Here is an 18,714-nt window from a genome sequence, read left to right as displayed (position 1 = left end):
ACACGAGTTTTCCGGCGTCGCAAGCGCGCTTACATTAGCGGCTGGCGCGGAGCCGGCCCGCCCTCTCTTTCCATTCACACGGGAATATCGCCATGTCCAAGACTCTGACTTTCTTCGCGCTGATGCGCGTCCACCCCAACTGGCTGCGGCTGAGCCGGCCGGAGCGCCGCCGCTTCGAGGACGACACTCTGAAGCCGATCTACGCCCGCTATCCCGAGGTGCGCATGCGCTGGTTCGACGCCGAAGCCTTCACCGCCCGCTGCAGCGACGTGGCGATGTTCGAGACCGAATCGGTGCAGGCTTTCTACTATCTGATCGACGCGCTGCGCGACAGCCCGCTGATGACCGAACCCTATTTCGAGTTCGTCGACATCATTCCGGCGGTGGAGAACGGTTTCCGCGACTACGACGCCCAGCTGGCGCAATAGGCCGAATGCCGACGGCGGCCGCTGGGGCCGCCGTCATCGGACATGCATCGGAGATTCAGGCTTGGCCTGATAAGGCCGGCGCGGAAGGCCGGCGTCTTGCATTCAACGGATTGTCAGTCTAGGCGGTTCAGTGGATTCGGTACGATTGTCGGATCGCGTCGGCTTGACGCTCCGCCTTCTGGATGTCCGGCGTGGCCATCGTGATGTCGGCGCCGCAACTGCAGCGCAGCGCATGGTCGGGTAACAAGGCCTTCAGATGTTGGCGGGTTTCCCGCCCGCACTCCTCGCAGGCGATGACCACGGTGGCGTTGTAATGCTTATCCAGATCGATGTCGAACCTTTGCTGCTTCATCGGATTCTCCCTAGAACTGAGAGTCGACCGGCAGAGGAACTGCCGACGGCAATTCGTGCCGGTCTCGGAACGCGGCCGGCGAAACCGGCGCGTATAGGAGAAGATAGGGCAACCGGAAAAAGGTTCCAATCTATCAAGCAGTTGGATTGTAAAAAAATCTTCACGCGGAGCCAGAAACGCCACACCCGGAACGCCGCCGCCGCCGCCAGACCGCGCCCGGACTGGCACCCCGCCCTCGGCTTGGTTATCCTTGGCCGTTTTTGCGCAACAGGTTATCCCGATGGACCACTCCGCCGATCTCGACCGCCGCTTCGGCGGCATTGCCCGCCTGTATGGCGACGACGCGCTCGCGCGCTTCGGCCGCGCCCACGTCTGCGTGGTGGGCGTAGGCGGCGTCGGCTCCTGGGTGGTGGAAGCGCTGGCTCGCAGCGCGATCGGCCGCCTGACTCTGATCGACCTAGACAACGTCGCCGAGTCCAACACCAACCGCCAGTTGCCGGCGCTGGACCCGCTGTACGGCATGGCCAAGGTGACGGCGCTGGCCGAGCGGGTCAAGGCCATCAACCCGGCCTGCGAGGTGACGGAGATAGAAGACTTCGTCACCGAAGAGAATATGGACGAAATGCTGGGCCAGGGTTTCGACTACATCGTCGACTGCATCGACAGCCTGAAAGTGAAGACGGCGATGGCAGCCTGGTGCGCCAGGAAGCGCCAGCGCTTCATCGTCTCCGGCGGCGCCGGCGGCCAAATGGACCCGAGCAAGATCAAGCTGGCCGACCTGTCCGAGGTGACGCAAGATCCTCTATTGTCCAAACTGCGCTACAACCTGCGCCGCCACCACGGCTTCGTCCGCGACGGCAAAAAGATGGGCGTGCCCTGCGTCTACTCCACCGAGCAGCTGGTCTACCCGCAGGCCCAGGCCTGCGACACCGGAGAGGCGCGCGGGCCTCAAGGTTTATCCTGCGCCGGTTTCGGCGCCGGCATGGTGGTGACGGCCAGCTTCGGCCTGTTCGCCGCGTCGCGGGTGCTGACCGATCTGGCCAAGGCCAAAAAATAAGCCAAGCCCGAGTAGCGGTTTCTGAGTCTTCCATTCCACGCAGACCGCTAGCAACGCACCCATTTCCCCTTCAGGACGCGCCGGCAAAAAAGCGTCTGGCCAGGTTTTAAGCCGCCGATATGTTCGACGCCGCGCGACGCTAGCGCGCGGCTAGTTTCGGCGGCGCCTGGCCAGATGCTTTCTTGCCGGGGTTTCGCGGGCTGCAGGGGCGGCCTGGGATCGCCAAGGGGCTGGCCGCACAGCCCCTGGCCCGTCTGGCGGGCGGAACCGCCACCTGAAACATCGTCCGCGCAGCGGACACATCAGCCTAATAAACCAGCCCCCATGCTTGGGACCTAGCGAAAAGCACGCAACTTCAGCCCTTGCGCTGAATCAGATCCCACTGATTGCCGCACAGGTCGCGGAACACCGCCACCGTGCCGTAATCCTGCTCCAGCGGCGGGCGGGTGAACTCGACGCCGGCCGCGCGGTAGCGCTCGTAATCGCGCCAGAAATCATCGGTGTTCAGGAACAGCCACACCCGGCCGCCGGCCTGATTGCCGATGGCCGCGCGCTGGACATCGTCGCTGGCCCGGGCCAGCAACAGGCCGGCCGCCGAGCCCGGCGGCGTCACCACCACCCAGCGCTTGTCCTGCTCGGCCTGGTAGCTGTCCTCGGTCAGCTCGAAACCCAGCTTGCCAACAAAGAAATCGATGGCCTCGTCGTAATCGGCCACCACCAGCGACACCAGCGCCAAACTCTGCTTCATGTTCTTTCTCCGCAGCCAGGCGCCGCCGCCGGCGGGACATCCGCCAGCCTGCTCCGCGCCTCGGCCAGGGCGCGATGATACAGCGGGTGGCTGCCTTCCGGCGCCTCGCGCTCAAGCGGATGCCAGAAAAACTCCAGCAGCAGCCCGCCGTCGTCCAGGCAGAAATGGCTCCAGGTTTCCGGCAAGGCAGACTCCGCGACGCAAAGCTGGAACGACCAGACCTGAGCCTGATAGCCGGACGCCCACTCGCCCAAGTCGCGCCCGATGCGGGCCTTGGCGACGCCGGCCTCCTCGGCCAGTTCGCGCAGCGCCGCCTGCGCCGATGTCTCGCCCGGCTCCACCGTTCCCTTGACCAGTTGGCAGCCCGCTTTCGGATGGCGGAACCAGAGCAGCGCGCCGTCGTCCCGCTGCAGCAACGGACAAACCTTGTTCGCGCTCATGGCTGCAGAATCCGGCAAGCGTGGTCCTGCAGCTCTTCGGCCGAACCGCGGTTGATGTCGAACAGGTCGGCCCGGGTGGCCAGCAGCACGAAGCCTTCGCCGTCGCCGAAGCGCGCCGGCAGCATCGCCATGCCGTAGCGGCCCATCTCGGCTCGCGCGCCCGGCAGCTCGTTGGCCAGCAGGCGGAAGGGATCGTCCCTGGGGTCGCCGTTCTGGTCGGCGTCCACCCGCCGCGCCCAGTAAGCGTGCCCCTTCAACTCCACCGGCAACTGCCGCCAGCGGTAGCCCAGGCCGTCGGCCAGGTCGTCGATCTGCTGCCTCACGACGGAATCGGTGCAGGAGATGTGGATGTGCAGCTGGTTCTGGCTGCGGCCGTACTGGGAATTGACGGTCAGGGACAGCGCCAGCTTGGGCAGCGGCTGGCCGCGCCGCGCGTCCAGATAGCGCCGCGCCTGCCAGGCCGAGCGCCAATAAGCTGGCGTGCCGTCGCCCAGCAGCTGCAGGCTTTCGATGCCGCTCACCTTGTCGGTGGGGATCAACAGGTATTGCAGCGGCCCGTTGCGGTCTTTCAGCACCGCCACGCCCCGCTGCAGCGCCACTTCGGCGCAGGGGCCGGGCTGGCCCTGCGCCTGCTGGGCCGGCACGCACTGCTCGCCGACGATGCGCCACAGAGCGTCGCTGTCCGCCAGCGCGTAGAAAGACGCGCCCGCGGCCAGCAAGCCGGCCAGGCCAACGCCGGCCAGGATTCTTCTTTTCATTGCGACTCCATGGGTGGGGGATCAAGCGCGGCAGCCGCCGCCGTCCATCGCCGCATCCTATCCGAATCCGGACTGGAGCAAAAACTCATGCCAATGCTGTTGCCAAATCAACGAAATTGATTCCAAACAGATACAAATTGGCGACCTGATATTTCTCAAAAACACCAAAAAACAGCACAAAACAAAAAATCCATCCCAAAGGACAGGGATTCCATCTGATTACTTGACCTACTCTGTGCGCCCTCCATGCCGGAGCGAATCCGGCGCCCAGCCATACATAGACATTCTGCGAAAACTGCAACAATCATGCCAGAAGAATCATTCCGTCCGCTGCTTCACAACATTTCCCGCCGCCAGGCGCTGCTGTTCTGTCTGCTGCTCACCGCTTTCGAACTGCTGACCTATCTGGCCAGCGACATGGTGATGCCGGCCATGCTGCGCGTCACCGCCGATCTTTCCGCCGACAGCCGCCACGTGCCTACCGCGCTGAACGCCTTCCTGCTGGGCGGCATCGCCTTCCAGTGGCTGATCGGCCCGCTGTCCGACCGCTTCGGCCGCCGCCCGACGCTGCTGGCCGGCACGCTGATCTTCGCGCTCGCCTGCCTGGCCGCCTCCGGCAGCCAGCACATCGCCTGGTTCAACCTGCTGCGCTTCGTCCAGGGCATCGCGCTGGGCTTCATCGTGGTGGTCAGCTACCCGGCGCTGCAGGAAACCTTCACCGAGCGCGACGCGGTGCGGCTGATGGCGCTGCTGGCCAATATCGCGCTGCTGTCGCCGCTGGCCGGCCCGCTGCTGGGCAGCCTGCTGCTGGAAGTCATGTCCTGGCGCCAGCTGTTCGCCGCGCTTGCCGCGGCCACCGCGCTGGTGGCGCTGGGCCTGTGGCGCTGGATGCCGGAAACGCTGGGCGCGCCGCGGCGCGACGGTCCGGCGCAGCAGCCGGTGCCGCTGCGCCTGGGCGTGGCGCTGGCCAATTACCTGGCGCTGCTGAAGCACCGCGACTTCGTCTGCGGCAGCCTGGCGCTGGGCCTGTTGACCATGCCGCTGATCGCCTGGATCGGCCTGTCGCCGCTGCTGCTGATCCGCCATCTCGGCTACAGCGGCCTGGAATACGGCCTGTGGCAGCTGCCGGTGTTCGGCGCGGTGATCGCCGGCAACCTGCTGCTGAACCGGCTGGCCGGCCGGATGGAGTTGTCCCGCCTGCTGCGGCTGGCGCTGTGGCCGATGGCCGGCGGCCTGCTGCTGACCGGCCTCGCCGCGCCGCTGTCGCCGTCGCTGCCGGCGCTGGTCGCCTGCCTGGCGGTCTACGCCTTCGGCCTGGGCCTGGGCAACGCCACGCTGTACCGGCTGACGCTGTACAGCAGCGACAACGCCAAGGGCAGCGTCGCCGCGATGCTGGGCATGCTGTCCACCGCGATGCTGGGCGGCGGCAGCGCCGTCCTGGCGCTGCTGGATGCCGGCGACAGCCCGGCCCGCTTCGCCGCCGGGGTCAGCCTGGCCTCGCTGCTGGCCTTGCCGCCCTTGTGGCTGCTGCTGCGCCGCCCGCAGCCCGAACCCGTCGCCGCCTGACGCCCGCTTTCTTCATCACTGGAACCGCCATGACCACGCTTTCCCATGTCGAGGCGCTGTGCGCGCTCGAACAACCCTACCGCGCCGACGCCGAATGCGACCGCCTGTTCGACGCCGCGATGCGCGAACTGGTCGATTACCACTGCGAGCACAGCCCCGGCTACCGCCGCTGGCTGGAGCAGAACGGCTTCACGCCGGAACGGCTGGCCGGCCTGTCCGACTGGTCGCAGCTGCCGCCCATCTTCGCCAACTACTTCAAGCGCAAGCTGCTGCTGAGCAAGACCGGCGAGGACGCGCTGGAGCTGACCTCCTCTGGCACCACCGGCCAGAAAAGCCGGATGCGCTACGACGAGCGCAGCATCGGCGCCGCCCAGCGCATGGTGGACCGCATCTTCGACCACTACGGCTGGAACACCCCGCAGCAGCCGTGCAACTACCTGCTGCTCAGCTACGAGCCGGCCGGCGCCATCACCCTGGGCACCGCCTACACCGACCAGTTCCTGTGCAAGTACGCGCCGGTGAACCGCGCCGTCTACGCCTTGCGCCACAACGGCAAGGGCAACGAGTTCGATCCCTTCGGCGCGGTGCGCGCGCTGCAGGAATTCGCCGCGGAAGGCCTGCCGGTGCGCATCCTCGGCTTTCCCGCCTTCCTGTGGTTCACGCTGGAGCGGATGCGCGACATGGGCCTGCCGCCGCTTTCCCTGCACCCGGAATCGCTGGTCTTCCTCGGCGGCGGCTGGAAAACCCATGCCGACAAGGCGATATCGAAGGCCGAGCTCTACCGCCGGCTGGGCGAGCAGCTGGGCCTGCCGGACGAGCGCTGCCGCGACGGCTACGGCTCGGTCGAGCACCCTGTGCCCTACGTCGAGTGCCCGAATCACCGCTTCCACGCGCCCAGCTGGGCCCGCGCCTGGGCGCGAGACACCGCGACGCTGGCGCGGCTGCCGTACGGCGAGGCCGGCTTCCTGCACCTGGTTTCGCCTTACATCACCTCCAGCCCGGCGCACAGCATGCTGCTGAGCGATCTCGCCGTGCTGCATCCGGCCGAAAGCTGCGGCTGCGGCCTGGCCACCGACTGGTTCGAACTCTTGGGCCGCGCCGGCACCAGCAAGAGCCGCAGCTGCGCGATGGCCGCGTCCGAACTGATCAAGGAGTCCTGACATGTATCTGATTGATGGAGAATTGCGCGCCGACATCGAGCTCGACGCCGCATTGGCCGCGCTGCGCGGCAGCCTGCCCGACGCGCTGGCCGCGGAGCCGGAAGTCGACGCCGTGCTGTCCTGCGCCGAGCGCTTCGCCGACGCGCTGGCCGGCGCCGAACGCCACCCGCTGCTGGACGAGGCCGGCCGCGCGCAACTGGCCGCCTTCTGCCGCCGCGAGGCGCTGCAGGCCAAGCTGGAGCGCGAGCTGGGCGAGCGGCCGTTCTCGCTGCGCCGGCCCGACTACCGGGAGCCGCGCTTCGAAGCCTGGCGGCCGCTGGGACTGGTGCTGCACGTGACGCCGTCCAACGCCGCGCTGCTGCCCTTCATGGCGGCACTGGAAGGCCTGCTGGCCGGCAACGTCAACTGGCTGCGCCCCAGCTCCAGCGACCAGGGCCTCAGCGCCCGGCTGCTGGCCGAGCTGCTGCGCCACGACGCCAGCGGCCGGCTGGCCGCCCGCGTCGCCGTGCTGCCGGCGCCGAGCGAGGCGCTGCCGCGCTTGATGGCCGACGCCGACGGCGTATCGGCCTGGGGCGGCGACGCCGCCTTGTCCGCGATCCGCGCGCAGCTGCCCGCCGGCTGCCGCTGGATAGACTGGGGCCATCGCGTCAGCTTCGCCTATCTCGACCCCGCCGCCGCCGCGGACGAGGCGCTGGACGCGCTGGCCGACGACATCTGCCGCTTCGATCAGCAAGCCTGCTCCAGCCCGCAGGCGCTGCTGGTGGACAGCGACGATCCGTCCGCGATCCACGACATGGCGCGCCGGCTGGCCGCCGCGCTCGCCCGCCGCGCGCCGCTGTGGCCGGCGCTGACGCCGGACCTGCAGGAGGCGGCCGAAATCAGCGCCCGGATGGCTTTCCACAAGCTGGACCAGGCCTTCGCCGACGATCAGGGCCAGGTGCTGTCCGGCCAGGGCTGGCGGCTGGCCTGGAACATGAGCCAGGAGCTGGCGCCGTCGCCGCTGTTCCGCACCGTGGAGCTGAGGCCGGCTCCGCGCGCCGCGCTGGCCCGCATCCTGCGCCCCTGGCGCACCCATCTGCAAAGCTGCGGCCTGATCGCGCCCGCCGTCCGGCTGCCGGAGCTGAGCCGCGCGCTGTTGGCCGCCGGCGTCAGCCGCGTCGCCCCGGCCGGCCGCATGCACGACGGCTACCACGGCGAACCCCACGACGGCGTCTATGCGCTGCAGCGGCTGTCGCGCCGGGTATCGGTGAGTCTGGACGCCGCCGCGCTGCCCGGCCACGCCCACCTGGACGCGCCGCCGGCCGAGCCCGAGGGCCTGGCCGCGCTGCCGGTGATGGACAAGGCCGCCTTCCAGAGCCAGCCCGCCAACGGCAAGGCCCAGCTGTTCTTCCGCAGCGGCGGCAGCAGCGGCGCGCCCAAGCTGGCCGGCTTCAGCTACCGCGACTACCACCGCCAGATGCGCGCCGCCGCCGACGGCCTCTTGGCCGCCGGCCTGAACCCGGCCACCGACCGCGCGATGAATCTGCTGTACGGCGGCAAACTGTACGGCGGCATGCTCAGCTTCTTCACCATCCTCGACCACATGGGCGTCGCCCAATATCCGATGGGCGGCCCGTCCGACGACGACTTCAGCGAGATCGCCCACTTCATCGTCGAGCAGAATATCAACACCCTGATCGGCATGCCGGGCACGCTGCACCGGCTGTTCGAATGCGAGAACAAGCTGCTGCGCCGCTACGGCGGCGTGCGCAAGGTGTTCTGCGGCGGCGAGCACATCAGCGACGGCCAGCGCGCCTACATCGGCAGCTTCGGCGTGGAGCTGATCCGCTCGGCGATGTACGGCTCGGTGGACGCCGGCCCGCTGGGGCACGCCTGCCCGCACTGCGCCGACGGCGAGTTCCATCTGCTGGCCGAAACCCAGTGGCTGGAAGTGCTGGACACCGACAGCGACCAGCCGGCCGCCGCCGGCGCATCCGGCCGCCTGGTGTTCACCTCCCGCGAGCGCGAAGCGCAGCGGGTGGAACGCTACGACCTGGGCGACCTGGGCCAGTGGCTGGACGGAGGCTGCGCCTGCGGCCTGGCCGCGCCGCGCTTCCGCCTGACCGGCCGCCACGGCGCGCTGCTGCGGGTGGGCACCATCTTCGTCAACCCGGCCGCGCTGACAGAAAAGATCGGCCTGCCGATGCAATGGCTGGTCGACAACGCCGACAGCGGCGGCGACCGCATCCGGCTGCTGGCCGACGGCGATCCATGGGCGGTACGCGCCCGGCTGCTGGAAGAGCCGATGCTGAACGAAGTGGTCGGCGGCGGCTTGCTGCAGCTGGACGTGGCCGCCACCCCGGCCGCCGAATTCCGCCGCCATCCGCACAGCGGAAAAACCCCGCTGGTGCTTGACCTTAGACGATGAAACCCGGCCGGCGCCGCGGCGCCGGCATGTACACACATAATCATGAATCCGAAACTGATATCGCTGGTCGAACACGCCCGCAACCATTCGCCGCACTACAACGCGCTTTACCACGGCCTGCCCGCCGAAGGCTGGCGGCTGTCCGACCTCCCGCCGGTCGACCCCGCCGTCTACTGGTGGGACTCGCAGGACCTGTCGCGCTGGCCGGCGCTCACCGCCGCCCCGGTCGACGGCCACGTGTTCAAGACCGGCGGCTCCACCGGCGACGGCAAGCTGTCGGTGTTCAGCCGCGAGGAATGGCAAGCCTTCGTCGCCGCCTTCGGCGCCGGCCTCGCCCGCCAACTGCGACCCGGCGACCGCGTCGCCAATCTGTTCTTCGCCGGCGACCTCTACACCAGCTTGCTGTTCATCCACGGCGCGTTGTCGCATTCGCCGGCGCCGGTGCTGGAATACCCGTTCACCTGCAATGTCGACAACGACGCGCTCGCCGGCGCGATCCGCAGCCACCTCATCAACGTGCTGGCCGGCGTGCCGGCCCAGCTGCTGCGCTTCGCCCACCATCTGGAAGAACAATCGCGGGCGCTGCCCGAGGTGGAGACCGTGCTGTACGGCGGCGAAAGCCTGTTCGGCGAACAGATCGCCTTGCTGAAGCAGGTGTTCCCGCTGGCCCGGATCGGGTCGGTCGGCTGCGCCAGCGTCGACGCCGGCCTGATCGGCTACGCCGACCCGGACTGCGCGCATGGCGAACACCTGGTATTCGATGAAGACAGCGTCGTCGAGATCGTCGACGAGGACAGCGGCGAGCCGATAGAGGAACCCGGCCGGCGCGGCCTGCTGCTGGTGACCAATCTGCAGCGCCGGCTGATGCCGGTGATCCGCTATCCCAGCGGCGACCTCGCCTGCTGGCGCGAAGCGCCCGGCCCCAACCGCAAGTTCGCGCTGCTGGGCCGGGCCGGCAACGGCCACCGCATCCGCGTCGGCACGCTGTCGCTGTTTCCGGAAGAACTGGGCCGCGCGCTGGGCGAACTGCACGAACTGCTGGGCTGGCAATTGGACATCTCGCGCGAGGACGGCCGTGACCGGCTGGAACTGCTATTGGCGGCGCGCGCGCCATTGGATCTGGAGCGGATGCGCCAGGCGCTGCTGGCCAAGCAACCGGCGATCGCCGAGCTGTGCCAGGCGGACCGGCTGAGCCTGGCGCTGCGCCAGACCACCCCGGAGGCGATGCGCACCCATCCCCGCTCCGGCAAGCTGATGCGGGTGGTGGACCGGCGCGACTACCAGCCGGCGGAGGCGACCCCATGAGCGCCCGCCATCCCCACGCCGCCTGGGCGCGCGATTACCTGCCGACCGACGCCGCCGACATCAGCGCGCTGTTCCGCGCCGTCTACGGCGACCACTACGTCTACGCCGACGTCTACCTGCCCAGCCAGATCCAGCAGCGCAACGCCAGCGGGCAATGGCGCTCGGCGGTGGCGGTGCGCGACGGCCGGCTGCTGGGCCACGCGACGCTGTGGCTGGACCCGTCCCGGCCGGGCCAGGCGGAGCTGGCGCTGAACGCGGTGCACCCGGACGCGCGCGGCCAGGGCATCGCCAGCCTGCTGGGCCGCCACTTGCGGGCCATGGCCGCCGATCTCGGCATCCCGCTCTTGACCATCAAGCAGGTGTGCTCGCACCCGCAAAGCCAGTACGTCGCCGGCGCGCTCGGCTTTCACAACACCGCGCTGTTGCTGGATTACGTCGATTCGCCGTTCGGCAAGCCGGAGCCGGAAAGCATCGTGTTCGGCTGCCTGCCGCTGCAGCCTCGGCCATTGCCGCAACTGGCCTGGCCGGCGGAGTGGGAGGCATGGCTGGCGCCGCTGCGCCAGGCATTCGGAGAGGGGGAGCATGCGCCCGCCGGCGCGGCCCTGCCCGGCCTGGCGCTGGCGCGCCACGGCCAAAGACTGGAATTGACCTCGCAACAGCCGACCGAGGCGCGGCTGGCCGAAATCGCCGCGCTGCCCGCCGGCCAACTGATCTATCTGAAGCTGCCGGCCGCAACGGAAACGCTGGCGCGGCGGATCCAGCTGCAGGATGCCGGCTTCCGCTTCGGCGGGCTGCTGCCGGCGCCCGCCGGCGGCTGGCAGCTGCTATGGCTGCGCGGCCTGTCCGGGCAGGACATCCGCTTCTGCGACGAACAGGCCGAACAGCTGTACCGGCTGAACGCTTAAGCCAAGGCGCCCAGGCCCGGGCTGCGCATTAGGCACGGCAAGGAGACGCAACGCGGGATCAGAGGTTTTGCTCCCGCCCCGGCAGCGGCTCCAGCTTGACCGCGGTGCCATAGCACAGCACCTCGGTCAGCCCGGTCATCACCTCGGTGGCGTCGTAGCGCATGCCGATCACCGCGTCGGCGCCCAGCGCCTGCGCGTGCTGGCACATCTCGGCGTAGGTTTCCGAGCGGGCCCGCTCGCACAAGCTGGTATAGATGGTGATGTTGCCGCCGAACAGCGACTGCAGGCCGCCGAAGAAATTGCCGACCAGCGAGCGAGAGCGCACGGTGATGCCGCGCACCACGCCCAGATTGGCGCTCACCCGGTAGCCGGGCAGTTCGAAAGCGGTGGTGACCATCTTGGCTGGCAGCATGGATTTCTCCCTGGAAAGTTGAAGACGCCGGCCGCTCAGGCGGCGGCCAGCTCGCGCCCCGCGCGGAAAGCGCCGTCGTCCAGCACCGGCACGCAGGCGCTGATGTTCAGTTGCGCGGCCAGAACGATGTCGTCCTGAAAGCCGCGCGCGGCCAGCTCCGCGCCAGAGGCCGTGAATTGCAGCTGGCGCTCCAGGTCGTGGCGGGCCAGCTCAAACGCCGCCTCGGCCGCCAGCGCCTCCGGCGACTTGCCGCGGCGCAAGCGCTGGATGATGGCGCCGGCGCCGATGAAGTCTTCATAGGCGAAACGCAGCCGGCCATCCGCATCCAGCTCTCCGGCGGCCACCAACAAAACGTCGCCGCCCATCGTTTCAAGATAGTCGGCCACCGCGGCCGCGTTGCGCAGACAGGCGGCGACGGTGTTCGCCGACTCGCTGATCAGGCTCAGCGCCGCGCCGTTCTGCGAGGGCAGCACCAGGCGACTGCCGGCCCTCAGCCCGCACAGCGAAGCCGGCGACAGCGAAGGCTGGTGATGGCTGCGCTCGGCGGCCAGTATCGCCTGCTGCTCGCTGGCGAAGTCGGCGGCGCCTGTGGTCCTGTAGCGGTAAGGCAGCACCTCGGCGCCGTTGCCGCAGGCGATGTCGACGCTGGTGCCGAACGACAGCACGTCGACGATCACGCAATGGGCCGCCTGCGCGCTCAGATGCTGAACCGCCGGCAAGCCCCACTGCAGACGCACGGAATATTCCTGTTGCGCGTAATGCATCCCACATCCCATCAAGATGGAACACCGCCAGCGGCTTGCGCCGGAGGCGGTGTTTCCGTTGATTCTTCGATACCGTCGCGGTCCAGGCCGCGACCTCTTGTCCCAGGCGTTCTGACGACGCCTTGTTTCTTATAAGTAAGGTCCGAAGATTAACGATTAACGCGGGAAAGCTCAAAGAAAACCGGCGAAAAAACAGGAAAAAGCGCCAAGGCCGGCGTCAGCGCTGATGAATTTCCAACACCGGCCCCATCAGCCCCGCTTCAGCATCAGCGTATATTCGCCGCAGCGCTCGCCGGCGCGGGCAGCCAGCCGCCCTTCGCCAGACAGTCCGGCAAAATCGCCGCTGCCGCTGCCAGACAGCACCTGCAGCGCCGCGCGGGCGCCGGCGGTCGGCGAATATACGCCGTCATGACGCAACACGAAGCTGCCGCTCAATCCATCCCAGGTCCCGGTCACCCGTTCGAAGCCGGTGAAGATCACATCGCCGTCCGGCGATATCGGATACAGCAGCTGGTATTCCAGCCGGCCCTCGCCCGTCAGCGGGCCGGTCAGTTCGTTGACGATGCTGGCGCGCTTGAGCTCGCCGGCGCCTTCGGTCTGCAGCAGGCTCTGCTCCTGCCACTGCCGGGTCTGGAACGCGCAGCCCAGCGCGACGACAATATGGGCGCTCATGGTCAGGCTCCTTTCTGAAGATGACAATTCAGCATAACAGCCGGCAAACAAAAACGCCGCCAACCCTAAGGCTGGCGGCGCATATGCTGCGGCGCGGCGGAATCAGGCCAACAGGCAGGACGCCTGGGTCTCCTCGCTCAGGCGGCGCAGCTTGGGCACCTCCTGCGCGCAGCGCGCCTCCGCCAGCGGACAACGGGTGCGGAACACGCAGCCGGACGGCGGATTGATCGGGCTAGGCAGATCGCCCTGCAGGATCTGGATGGTCTTGTTCTTTTCCAGCTTAGGATCCGGCACCGGGATCGCCGACAACAGCGCGCGGGTGTACGGGTGCGAGGGCACATCGTACAGCGCATGCTTCTGCGCCAGCTCCATCTCGCGGCCCAGATACATCACCAGGATGCGGTCTGAGATATGTTTGACCACCGCCAGATCGTGGGCGATGAAAATCAGCGCCAGGCCCATCTCGCGCTGCAGCTCTTTCAGCAAGTTGATGATCTGCGCCTGGATCGACACGTCGAGCGCCGATACCGGCTCGTCGCAGATGATCAGCTTGGGCTCGAGGATCAACGCGCGGGCGATGCCGATGCGTTGGCACTGGCCGCCGGAGAACTCGTGCGGATAGCGGTTGATCATCTGCTCTCGCAGACCCACCTTGCGCATCATCGCCTTGACGCGTTTCATCACCTCGTCGGCCGACAGCTCGGGCCGGTGCACGCGCAGCGGCTCGCCGATGATCTGGGCGATGGTCATCCGCGGATTCAGCGACGCCAGCGGATCCTGGAAGATCATCTGGATGTCCTTGCGGACGCTCAGCCAATCCTTCTGCCCGCCCTTGCGCAGGTCCTTGCCCATCCACACGATCTCGCCGTCGGTGGCCGGGATCAGGTTGAGGATGGCGCGGGACAACGTGGACTTGCCGCACCCGGACTCGCCGACCACGCCCAGCGTCTCGCCGGCGTACAGGTCGAAGCTGACGCCGTCCACCGCCTTCAGCGTTTTCTTCGGGCTCCATGGCCAGGCGTCGCCGCCCTTGACCTGGAAATGCACCTTGACGTTGCGCACCGACAGGATGGGTTGCTTGTTGTCAGGCATGGGTCACCTCCTCGGCGGCTTTGACCAGTTCCTCCGCCGGCTTGTGACAGGCGCGCAGAATCTGCGGATTGAGCGGATTGGCGGCCAGCGGCGGCAGCTCGCTGGCGCAGCGGGCGACGGCGTGCGCGCAGCGTTCGCTGAACGGGCAGCCCTTGGGCATATTGGCCATGTTCGGCGGATTGCCCGGGATGCTGATCAGCGCGGCGTCCTCGTGATCCAGACGCGGCAGCGCGCCCAAGAGGCCGATGGTGTAAGGGTGGCTCGGGTGGTAGAAGATGTCATCGGCGCGGCCGTATTCCATCGCGCGGCCGCCGTACATCACCAACACGTTCTCGCACAGGCCGGCCACCACGCCCAGATCGTGGGTGATCATGATGATGGCGGTGCCGAAATCGCGCTGCAGATCCTTCAGCAGCGACAGGATCTGCGCCTGCACGGTGACATCCAGCGCGGTGGTCGGCTCGTCGGCGATCAGCAGCTCCGGCTCGCACAACAGCGCCATCGCGATCATCACCCGCTGGCGCATGCCGCCGGAAAACTCGTGCGGATACATGTCCACCCGGCGCGCGGCCTCGGGAATTCGCACCGCGTCCAACAGCTCGATCGCGCGCTTTTTGGCGTCGCGCCGGCTCATGCCCTTGTGCAGCTCCAGCACCTCGGTCATCTGCCGCTCCACCGTCAGGTAGGGGTTCAGCGAGGTCATCGGGTCCTGGAAGATCATCGACACGCGGTCGCCGCGGATGCGGTTGAGGTCGCGGGTCGGCAGCGTCAGCAGGTCCTGGCCGTGGAACAGCGCCTGGCCGCTGGCCTGGCCGTTCTTGGCCAACAGGCCCATCATCGCCAGCATGGTCTGGCTCTTGCCGGAGCCGGACTCGCCGACGATTCCCAGGGTCTGGCCCTTGTTCAGCTCGAAGCTCACGCCGTTGACGGCGTTGACCACGCCGTCGTTGGTCTGGAACTGAACCCCGAGGTTGTTGACTTTCAAAATGCTCATGGCTTGCCTCGTCTATCCTGGGGTCAGCGGTCTTTCGGGTCCAGCGCGTCGCGCAGGCCGTCGCCGATGTAGTTGGCGCAATAGAGCGTCAGCGACAGCATGCCGGCCGGGAACAGCAGCATCCAGGGCTGGCTCTCCATCGCCTTGGTGCCGTCGCCGATCAAGACGCCCCAGCTGGTCATCGGCTCCTGGACGCCCAGGCCGAGGAAGGACAGCACCGACTCGGTCAGGATCACGCCCGGCACCGTCACCGTGGTGTAGATCACCACGATGCCCAGCAGATTGGGCACGATGTGGCGGAAGATGATGGTGGGGGTGGAAACGCCGATCGCGTGAGCGGCCTCGATGTACTCCTTGGAGCGGATCGCCAGCGTCTGGCCGCGCACCACGCGCGCCATGTCCATCCAGCCGAGGACGGTGATGGTCAGCACCACCAGGTAGAACTCGCGGCCCAGCAGCGTCACCATCAGGATGGCGATCAACAGGTAGGGCACCGCGTACATCATGTCGACCACGCGCATCATGGCGTTGTCCACCTTGCCGCCGAGGAAGCCGGCGGTGGCGCCCCAGATCACGCCGATCAGCACCGCGGCGATGGTCGCCAGCGCGCCGACCATCAGCGAGATGCGGCCGCCGATCAGCGTGCGCACCAACAGGTCGCGGCCCAGCTCGTCGGTGCCGAACAGATGCAGGTTCTGGAAGGTCGGCGCCAGGCTGATCGCGTCCCAGTCGGTGTCGGCATAGCCGTGCGGCAGCAGCATCGGTCCGAAGATACAGGACACGGTGATCAGGCTCAGGATCACCAGGCTGACCACCGCGGCTTTGTTGCGAAGAAAGCGGACGCGGGCGTCGCGCCACGGGCTGCGGCCTTCGGTCGCCGCTTCGGCGAGGCCGCTTTCCAGAGCCGCGGCGGCCGCGGCTTGCTTGGTTTTCATCATTGCGGGCTCCCCCCTCAATAACGGATCTTGGGATCGAGCAAGGCGTAAGCCAGGTCGACGAGGAGGTTGAACACCACGGTGATCACGGTCACCAGCACCACCAGGCCCAACACCAGCGTGTAGTCGCGGTTGGAGGCGCCGTTGACGATCAGCTTGCCCAGGCCCGGCAGCGAGAAGATCGACTCGGTCACCACGGCGGAGGTGATGGACGAGATCGCCAGCGGCCCCAGCAGCGTCACCACCGGCATCAGCGCCGGCTTCAGCGCATGGCGCAGCACGATGGTGCGCAGCGGCAGGCCCTTGGCGCGGGCGGTGCGGATGAAGTTGCTGTTCATCACCTCGATCAGGCTGCCGCGCATCACGCGGCCGATGGTGGCCACGTTGATGAAGGTGAGCAGCGCGACCGGCAGCACCATGTACTGGATGGAAAAGTCATCCCAACCGCCGGACGGCAGCCAGTGCAGCAGCATCGAGAAGATCAGCACCAGCACCGGGCCGATGATGAAGGACGGGAAGGCGCTGCCCATATTGCCGACCAGCATCACCAGGTAGTCGATGGCGCTGTTCTGGCGCAGGGCGGCGATGGTGCCGAGCAGCACGCCGATGAACAGCGAGATCACGATGGCGCTGCCGCCGATGGCGGCGGACACCGGCAGCGCGTGGGCCACCAGATCATTGACGCTCCAGTCCGCGTAGCGGAACGACGCGCCCAGATCGCCATGCAGCAGGCTGTTCAGGTAATAGAGATACTGCTTCCACAACGGCAGGTCCAGATGGTATTTGGCCTGCAGATTAGCCAGCACCTCCGGAGAAATCTTGCGTTCGCCATCGAACGGACCGCCAGGGGTCATATGCAGCAGCAGATAGCAGACCGTCGTCACGGCCCAGACGGTTGGTATGGTAACCAACACGCGGCGAAGAGTGTAAGACCACATCGCTTGAAACTCCCGATCGCCGATCCGGGACGGCGGCAAGCAGCCGCCGGCCTCCCCCGGAGGGCGAGAACACCACAATCATCGGCCGGTTGCCCCGGGCGGGACAACCGGCCTCGTCACGCGGACAAACGCCGCGCTTTCACGCTTAGTGCTGAACGATGTACAGGTACTTGCTGCGGTAGCGGTCGACCGGATTCTTCAGCGAGTAGCCGCCGACGTACGGCTTCACTAGCCGCGGCAGCGTGTACTGCAGCACCGGGATCATCGGATAGTCGTCCATCACCAGCTTGGTGGCCTGGGTCAGCAACTGGGCGCGCTTGGCCGGATCGGTGGACTCGTTGCCCTGTTTGATCAGCTCTTCGGCCTTCTTGTTGCAGTTGAAGTTGTCGTTCTGGGTATTGCCGCACTGCACCAGCGCCAGGAAAGTGGTGGCGTCGTTGTAGTCGGCCAGCCAGCCGTTGCGGGCCACCTGGTAATCGCCGTCATGGCGCTTCTTCAGGAATACCTTGAACTCGGTGTTGTCCATCGAGGTGTTCAGGCCCAGCTTGGACTTCCACTCGGACGCGACGAAGATCGCCATCTTCTTGTGATAGTCGCTGGTATTGTAGGACAGCTTCAGCGTGGTGCCCGGCTTCACGCCGGCCTGGGCCAGCAGCTTCTTGGCCTCGTCCACGCGCTTGGCCATCGGCCATTTCGCCCAATCGTAGGTGGTCGGCTGCGCGCCGTGCACGCCCTTGACCATCACGCTGTAAGACGGCTGCTGGCCGTCGGCGGTGATCTTCTGCGCCAGCAGATCGCGGTCAACCACCATGGACAGGGCCTTGCGCACGCGCACATCCTTCATCAGCGGATCGCGGTTGTTCAGGCTGTAATAGCGGATGCCGAGGATGGTGTTGTTCTTCAGATCCTTGGGCATGTCGCTCTTCAGCTTGGCGAAGCTGCCCGGCGGGATTTCATAAGTCATGTCGGTCTGGCCCGACAGGTAGAGCTTGTTGTCCGCGTTCTGGTCTTCGATCGGCAGGAAGCTGACGCGGCTCAGCTGCACATTCTTGGCATCCCAGTACTGCGGGTTCTTTTCGATGACGACCTTGCTGTTGACCTGCCAGTCTTTCAGCACGAAGGGGCCGTTGGAAACCATCTTGCCCGGCTTGGTCCAGTCCTTGCCGTACTTGTCGATCACGGCCTTCGGAGCCGGGCCGAGCTGGGCGTTGGACATCAGTTCGGGCAGGTAGGACACCGGGAAGGCGGTCTTCACTTCCAGCGTGTACTTGTCCAGCGCCTTCACGCCGATCGCGGTGGTCGGCTTCTTGCCGGCGACGACTTCAGGGCCATTCTCGAAGAAGATGCCGAAAGTGCCGGCGTACGGGGCGGCCAGCTTGGGATCGACCAGGCGGCGGATGCCGTAGACGAAGTCGTCGGCGGTGACGATGCTGCCGTCCGACCATTTTGCGTTCTTGCGCAGGTGGAACACCCAGGTGGTGGGTCCGGTCTGCTTCCAGGACTCGGCCACGCCCGGCACCAGCGTGCCGTCGTTGTCGGTGGCGGTCAGGCCCTCGAACATGTCATGGGTGATGACGTTGGCGGGCACCCCTTCCACGACCATCGGGTCCAGCGATTCCGGCTCGGAGCCATTGGAGCGCACCAGTTCCTGCTTGGCGGCCAGCTTGACGCCTGCCGGCACCTTGGCGGCCAGCGCGGATCCGGAAGCCATGGCCAGCGCGACGGCGGCGGCGATCACCTGCAGCGATTGCTTGTTCGACATCTCTAATTCTCCTGATTCT

At 67.1% G+C, this 18,714-nt stretch carries 19 protein-coding genes; 7 read left to right on the top strand and 12 right to left on the bottom strand.

Annotated features, from left to right (window positions below):
• Positions 1 to 92: 92 nt before the first annotated feature.
• Positions 93 to 428, top strand: a complete 336-nt coding sequence (locus VA599_RS17315; protein WP_021475045.1) for a darcynin family protein — start codon at positions 93 to 95, stop codon at positions 426 to 428.
• Positions 429 to 555: 127 nt separating this feature from the next.
• Here the strand turns inward: VA599_RS17315 and VA599_RS17310 are convergent, their stop codons facing one another.
• Positions 556 to 780: a hypothetical protein gene (locus VA599_RS17310; RefSeq protein WP_021475044.1), complete on the bottom strand. Its 225-nt coding sequence runs from the start codon at positions 778 to 780 to the stop codon at positions 556 to 558.
• Positions 781 to 1,060: 280 nt separating this feature from the next.
• Here VA599_RS17310 and VA599_RS17305 point away from each other — a divergent pair, with 280 nt between their 5' ends.
• Positions 1,061 to 1,837, top strand: coding sequence for a tRNA threonylcarbamoyladenosine dehydratase (locus tag VA599_RS17305; RefSeq protein WP_346789737.1), 777 nt, complete (start codon positions 1,061 to 1,063; stop codon positions 1,835 to 1,837).
• 355 nt (positions 1,838 to 2,192) lie between these two features.
• Here VA599_RS17305 and VA599_RS17300 read toward each other — a convergent pair whose 3' ends face one another.
• From VA599_RS17300 to VA599_RS17290, 3 genes are read right to left on the bottom strand one after another with little or no spacing between them, the layout of a single operon-like run.
• Positions 2,193 to 2,585, bottom strand: coding sequence for a VOC family protein (locus tag VA599_RS17300; RefSeq protein ID WP_011137860.1), 393 nt, complete (start codon positions 2,583 to 2,585; stop codon positions 2,193 to 2,195).
• Positions 2,582 to 3,025, bottom strand: a complete 444-nt coding sequence (locus VA599_RS17295; RefSeq protein ID WP_346789735.1) for an NUDIX hydrolase — start codon at positions 3,023 to 3,025, stop codon at positions 2,582 to 2,584. The genes VA599_RS17300 and VA599_RS17295 overlap by 4 nt, the downstream gene beginning before the upstream one ends.
• The gene (locus tag VA599_RS17290; RefSeq protein WP_021475041.1) at positions 3,022 to 3,783 is read right to left on the bottom strand and encodes a CDP-diacylglycerol diphosphatase; all 762 of its coding nucleotides are present in this window, start codon (positions 3,781 to 3,783) and stop codon (positions 3,022 to 3,024) included. Before VA599_RS17290 ends, VA599_RS17295 begins: the two co-directional genes overlap by 4 nt.
• A gap of 306 nt (positions 3,784 to 4,089) precedes the next feature.
• On the opposite strand from VA599_RS17290, the gene VA599_RS17285 reads away from it, so the two are divergent.
• Genes VA599_RS17285 through VA599_RS17265 form a run of 5 tightly spaced genes read left to right on the top strand, consistent with a single transcriptional unit; the run spans position 4,090 to position 11,126 of the window.
• Complete coding sequence (locus VA599_RS17285) at positions 4,090 to 5,349, top strand: MFS transporter (protein WP_346789733.1); 1,260 nt, start codon at positions 4,090 to 4,092, stop codon at positions 5,347 to 5,349.
• Between the two features lie 29 nt (positions 5,350 to 5,378).
• Positions 5,379 to 6,509: a LuxE/PaaK family acyltransferase gene (locus VA599_RS17280; protein WP_346789731.1), complete on the top strand. Its 1,131-nt coding sequence runs from the start codon at positions 5,379 to 5,381 to the stop codon at positions 6,507 to 6,509.
• Position 6,510: 1 nt separating this feature from the next.
• Positions 6,511 to 8,916, top strand: coding sequence for an acyl-CoA reductase (locus VA599_RS17275; protein WP_104945988.1), 2,406 nt, complete (start codon positions 6,511 to 6,513; stop codon positions 8,914 to 8,916).
• A gap of 42 nt (positions 8,917 to 8,958) precedes the next feature.
• A complete protein-coding gene (locus VA599_RS17270; RefSeq protein ID WP_346789729.1) occupies positions 8,959 to 10,221 on the top strand; it encodes a phenylacetate--CoA ligase family protein in 1,263 nt (420 codons plus the stop codon).
• Positions 10,218 to 11,126: a GNAT family N-acetyltransferase gene (locus VA599_RS17265; RefSeq protein ID WP_104945986.1), complete on the top strand. Its 909-nt coding sequence runs from the start codon at positions 10,218 to 10,220 to the stop codon at positions 11,124 to 11,126. The genes VA599_RS17270 and VA599_RS17265 overlap by 4 nt, the downstream gene beginning before the upstream one ends.
• Positions 11,127 to 11,184: 58 nt before the next feature.
• On the opposite strand, the gene VA599_RS17260 is transcribed toward VA599_RS17265, so the two are convergent.
• The 8 genes from VA599_RS17260 to VA599_RS17225 form a co-directional block, all read right to left on the bottom strand.
• Complete coding sequence (locus tag VA599_RS17260) at positions 11,185 to 11,538, bottom strand: YbjQ family protein (RefSeq protein ID WP_021477335.1); 354 nt, start codon at positions 11,536 to 11,538, stop codon at positions 11,185 to 11,187.
• 35 nt (positions 11,539 to 11,573) lie between these two features.
• Positions 11,574 to 12,302, bottom strand: coding sequence for a 2-phosphosulfolactate phosphatase (locus tag VA599_RS17255; RefSeq protein WP_158677483.1), 729 nt, complete (start codon positions 12,300 to 12,302; stop codon positions 11,574 to 11,576).
• A gap of 249 nt (positions 12,303 to 12,551) precedes the next feature.
• Positions 12,552 to 12,974 (bottom strand): DUF3224 domain-containing protein, encoded by a 423-nt coding sequence (locus VA599_RS17250; protein ID WP_346789727.1) that lies wholly within the window; start codon positions 12,972 to 12,974, stop codon positions 12,552 to 12,554.
• 102 nt (positions 12,975 to 13,076) lie between these two features.
• On the bottom strand, positions 13,077 to 14,066 hold the full coding sequence (gene oppF / locus VA599_RS17245; RefSeq protein ID WP_021477338.1) for a murein tripeptide/oligopeptide ABC transporter ATP binding protein OppF: 990 nt from the start codon (positions 14,064 to 14,066) through the stop codon (positions 13,077 to 13,079).
• On the bottom strand, positions 14,059 to 15,060 hold the full coding sequence (locus VA599_RS17240; RefSeq protein WP_021477339.1) for an oligopeptide/dipeptide ABC transporter ATP-binding protein: 1,002 nt from the start codon (positions 15,058 to 15,060) through the stop codon (positions 14,059 to 14,061). Before VA599_RS17240 ends, oppF begins: the two co-directional genes overlap by 8 nt.
• Before the next feature lie 23 nt (positions 15,061 to 15,083).
• On the bottom strand, positions 15,084 to 15,998 hold the full coding sequence (locus tag VA599_RS17235; RefSeq protein ID WP_021477340.1) for an ABC transporter permease: 915 nt from the start codon (positions 15,996 to 15,998) through the stop codon (positions 15,084 to 15,086).
• 14 nt (positions 15,999 to 16,012) lie between these two features.
• Positions 16,013 to 16,933 carry an oligopeptide ABC transporter permease OppB gene (gene oppB, locus VA599_RS17230; protein WP_021477341.1) on the bottom strand — a complete coding sequence of 307 codons (921 nt, stop codon included), beginning with the start codon at positions 16,931 to 16,933 and terminating at the stop codon, positions 16,013 to 16,015.
• Between the two features lie 145 nt (positions 16,934 to 17,078).
• A complete protein-coding gene (locus VA599_RS17225) occupies positions 17,079 to 18,695 on the bottom strand; it encodes a peptide ABC transporter substrate-binding protein (RefSeq protein ID WP_046155167.1) in 1,617 nt (538 codons plus the stop codon).
• Positions 18,696 to 18,714 lie beyond the last annotated feature (19 nt).

The sequence above is a fragment of the Chromobacterium indicum genome (assembly GCF_039708975.1).
In the GTDB taxonomy this organism is placed as follows: domain Bacteria; phylum Pseudomonadota; class Gammaproteobacteria; order Burkholderiales; family Chromobacteriaceae; genus Chromobacterium; species Chromobacterium piscinae.
The sequence above is the reverse complement of the archived record's forward strand: the minus strand, read 5'-3'. Positions and strand labels throughout refer to the sequence as shown.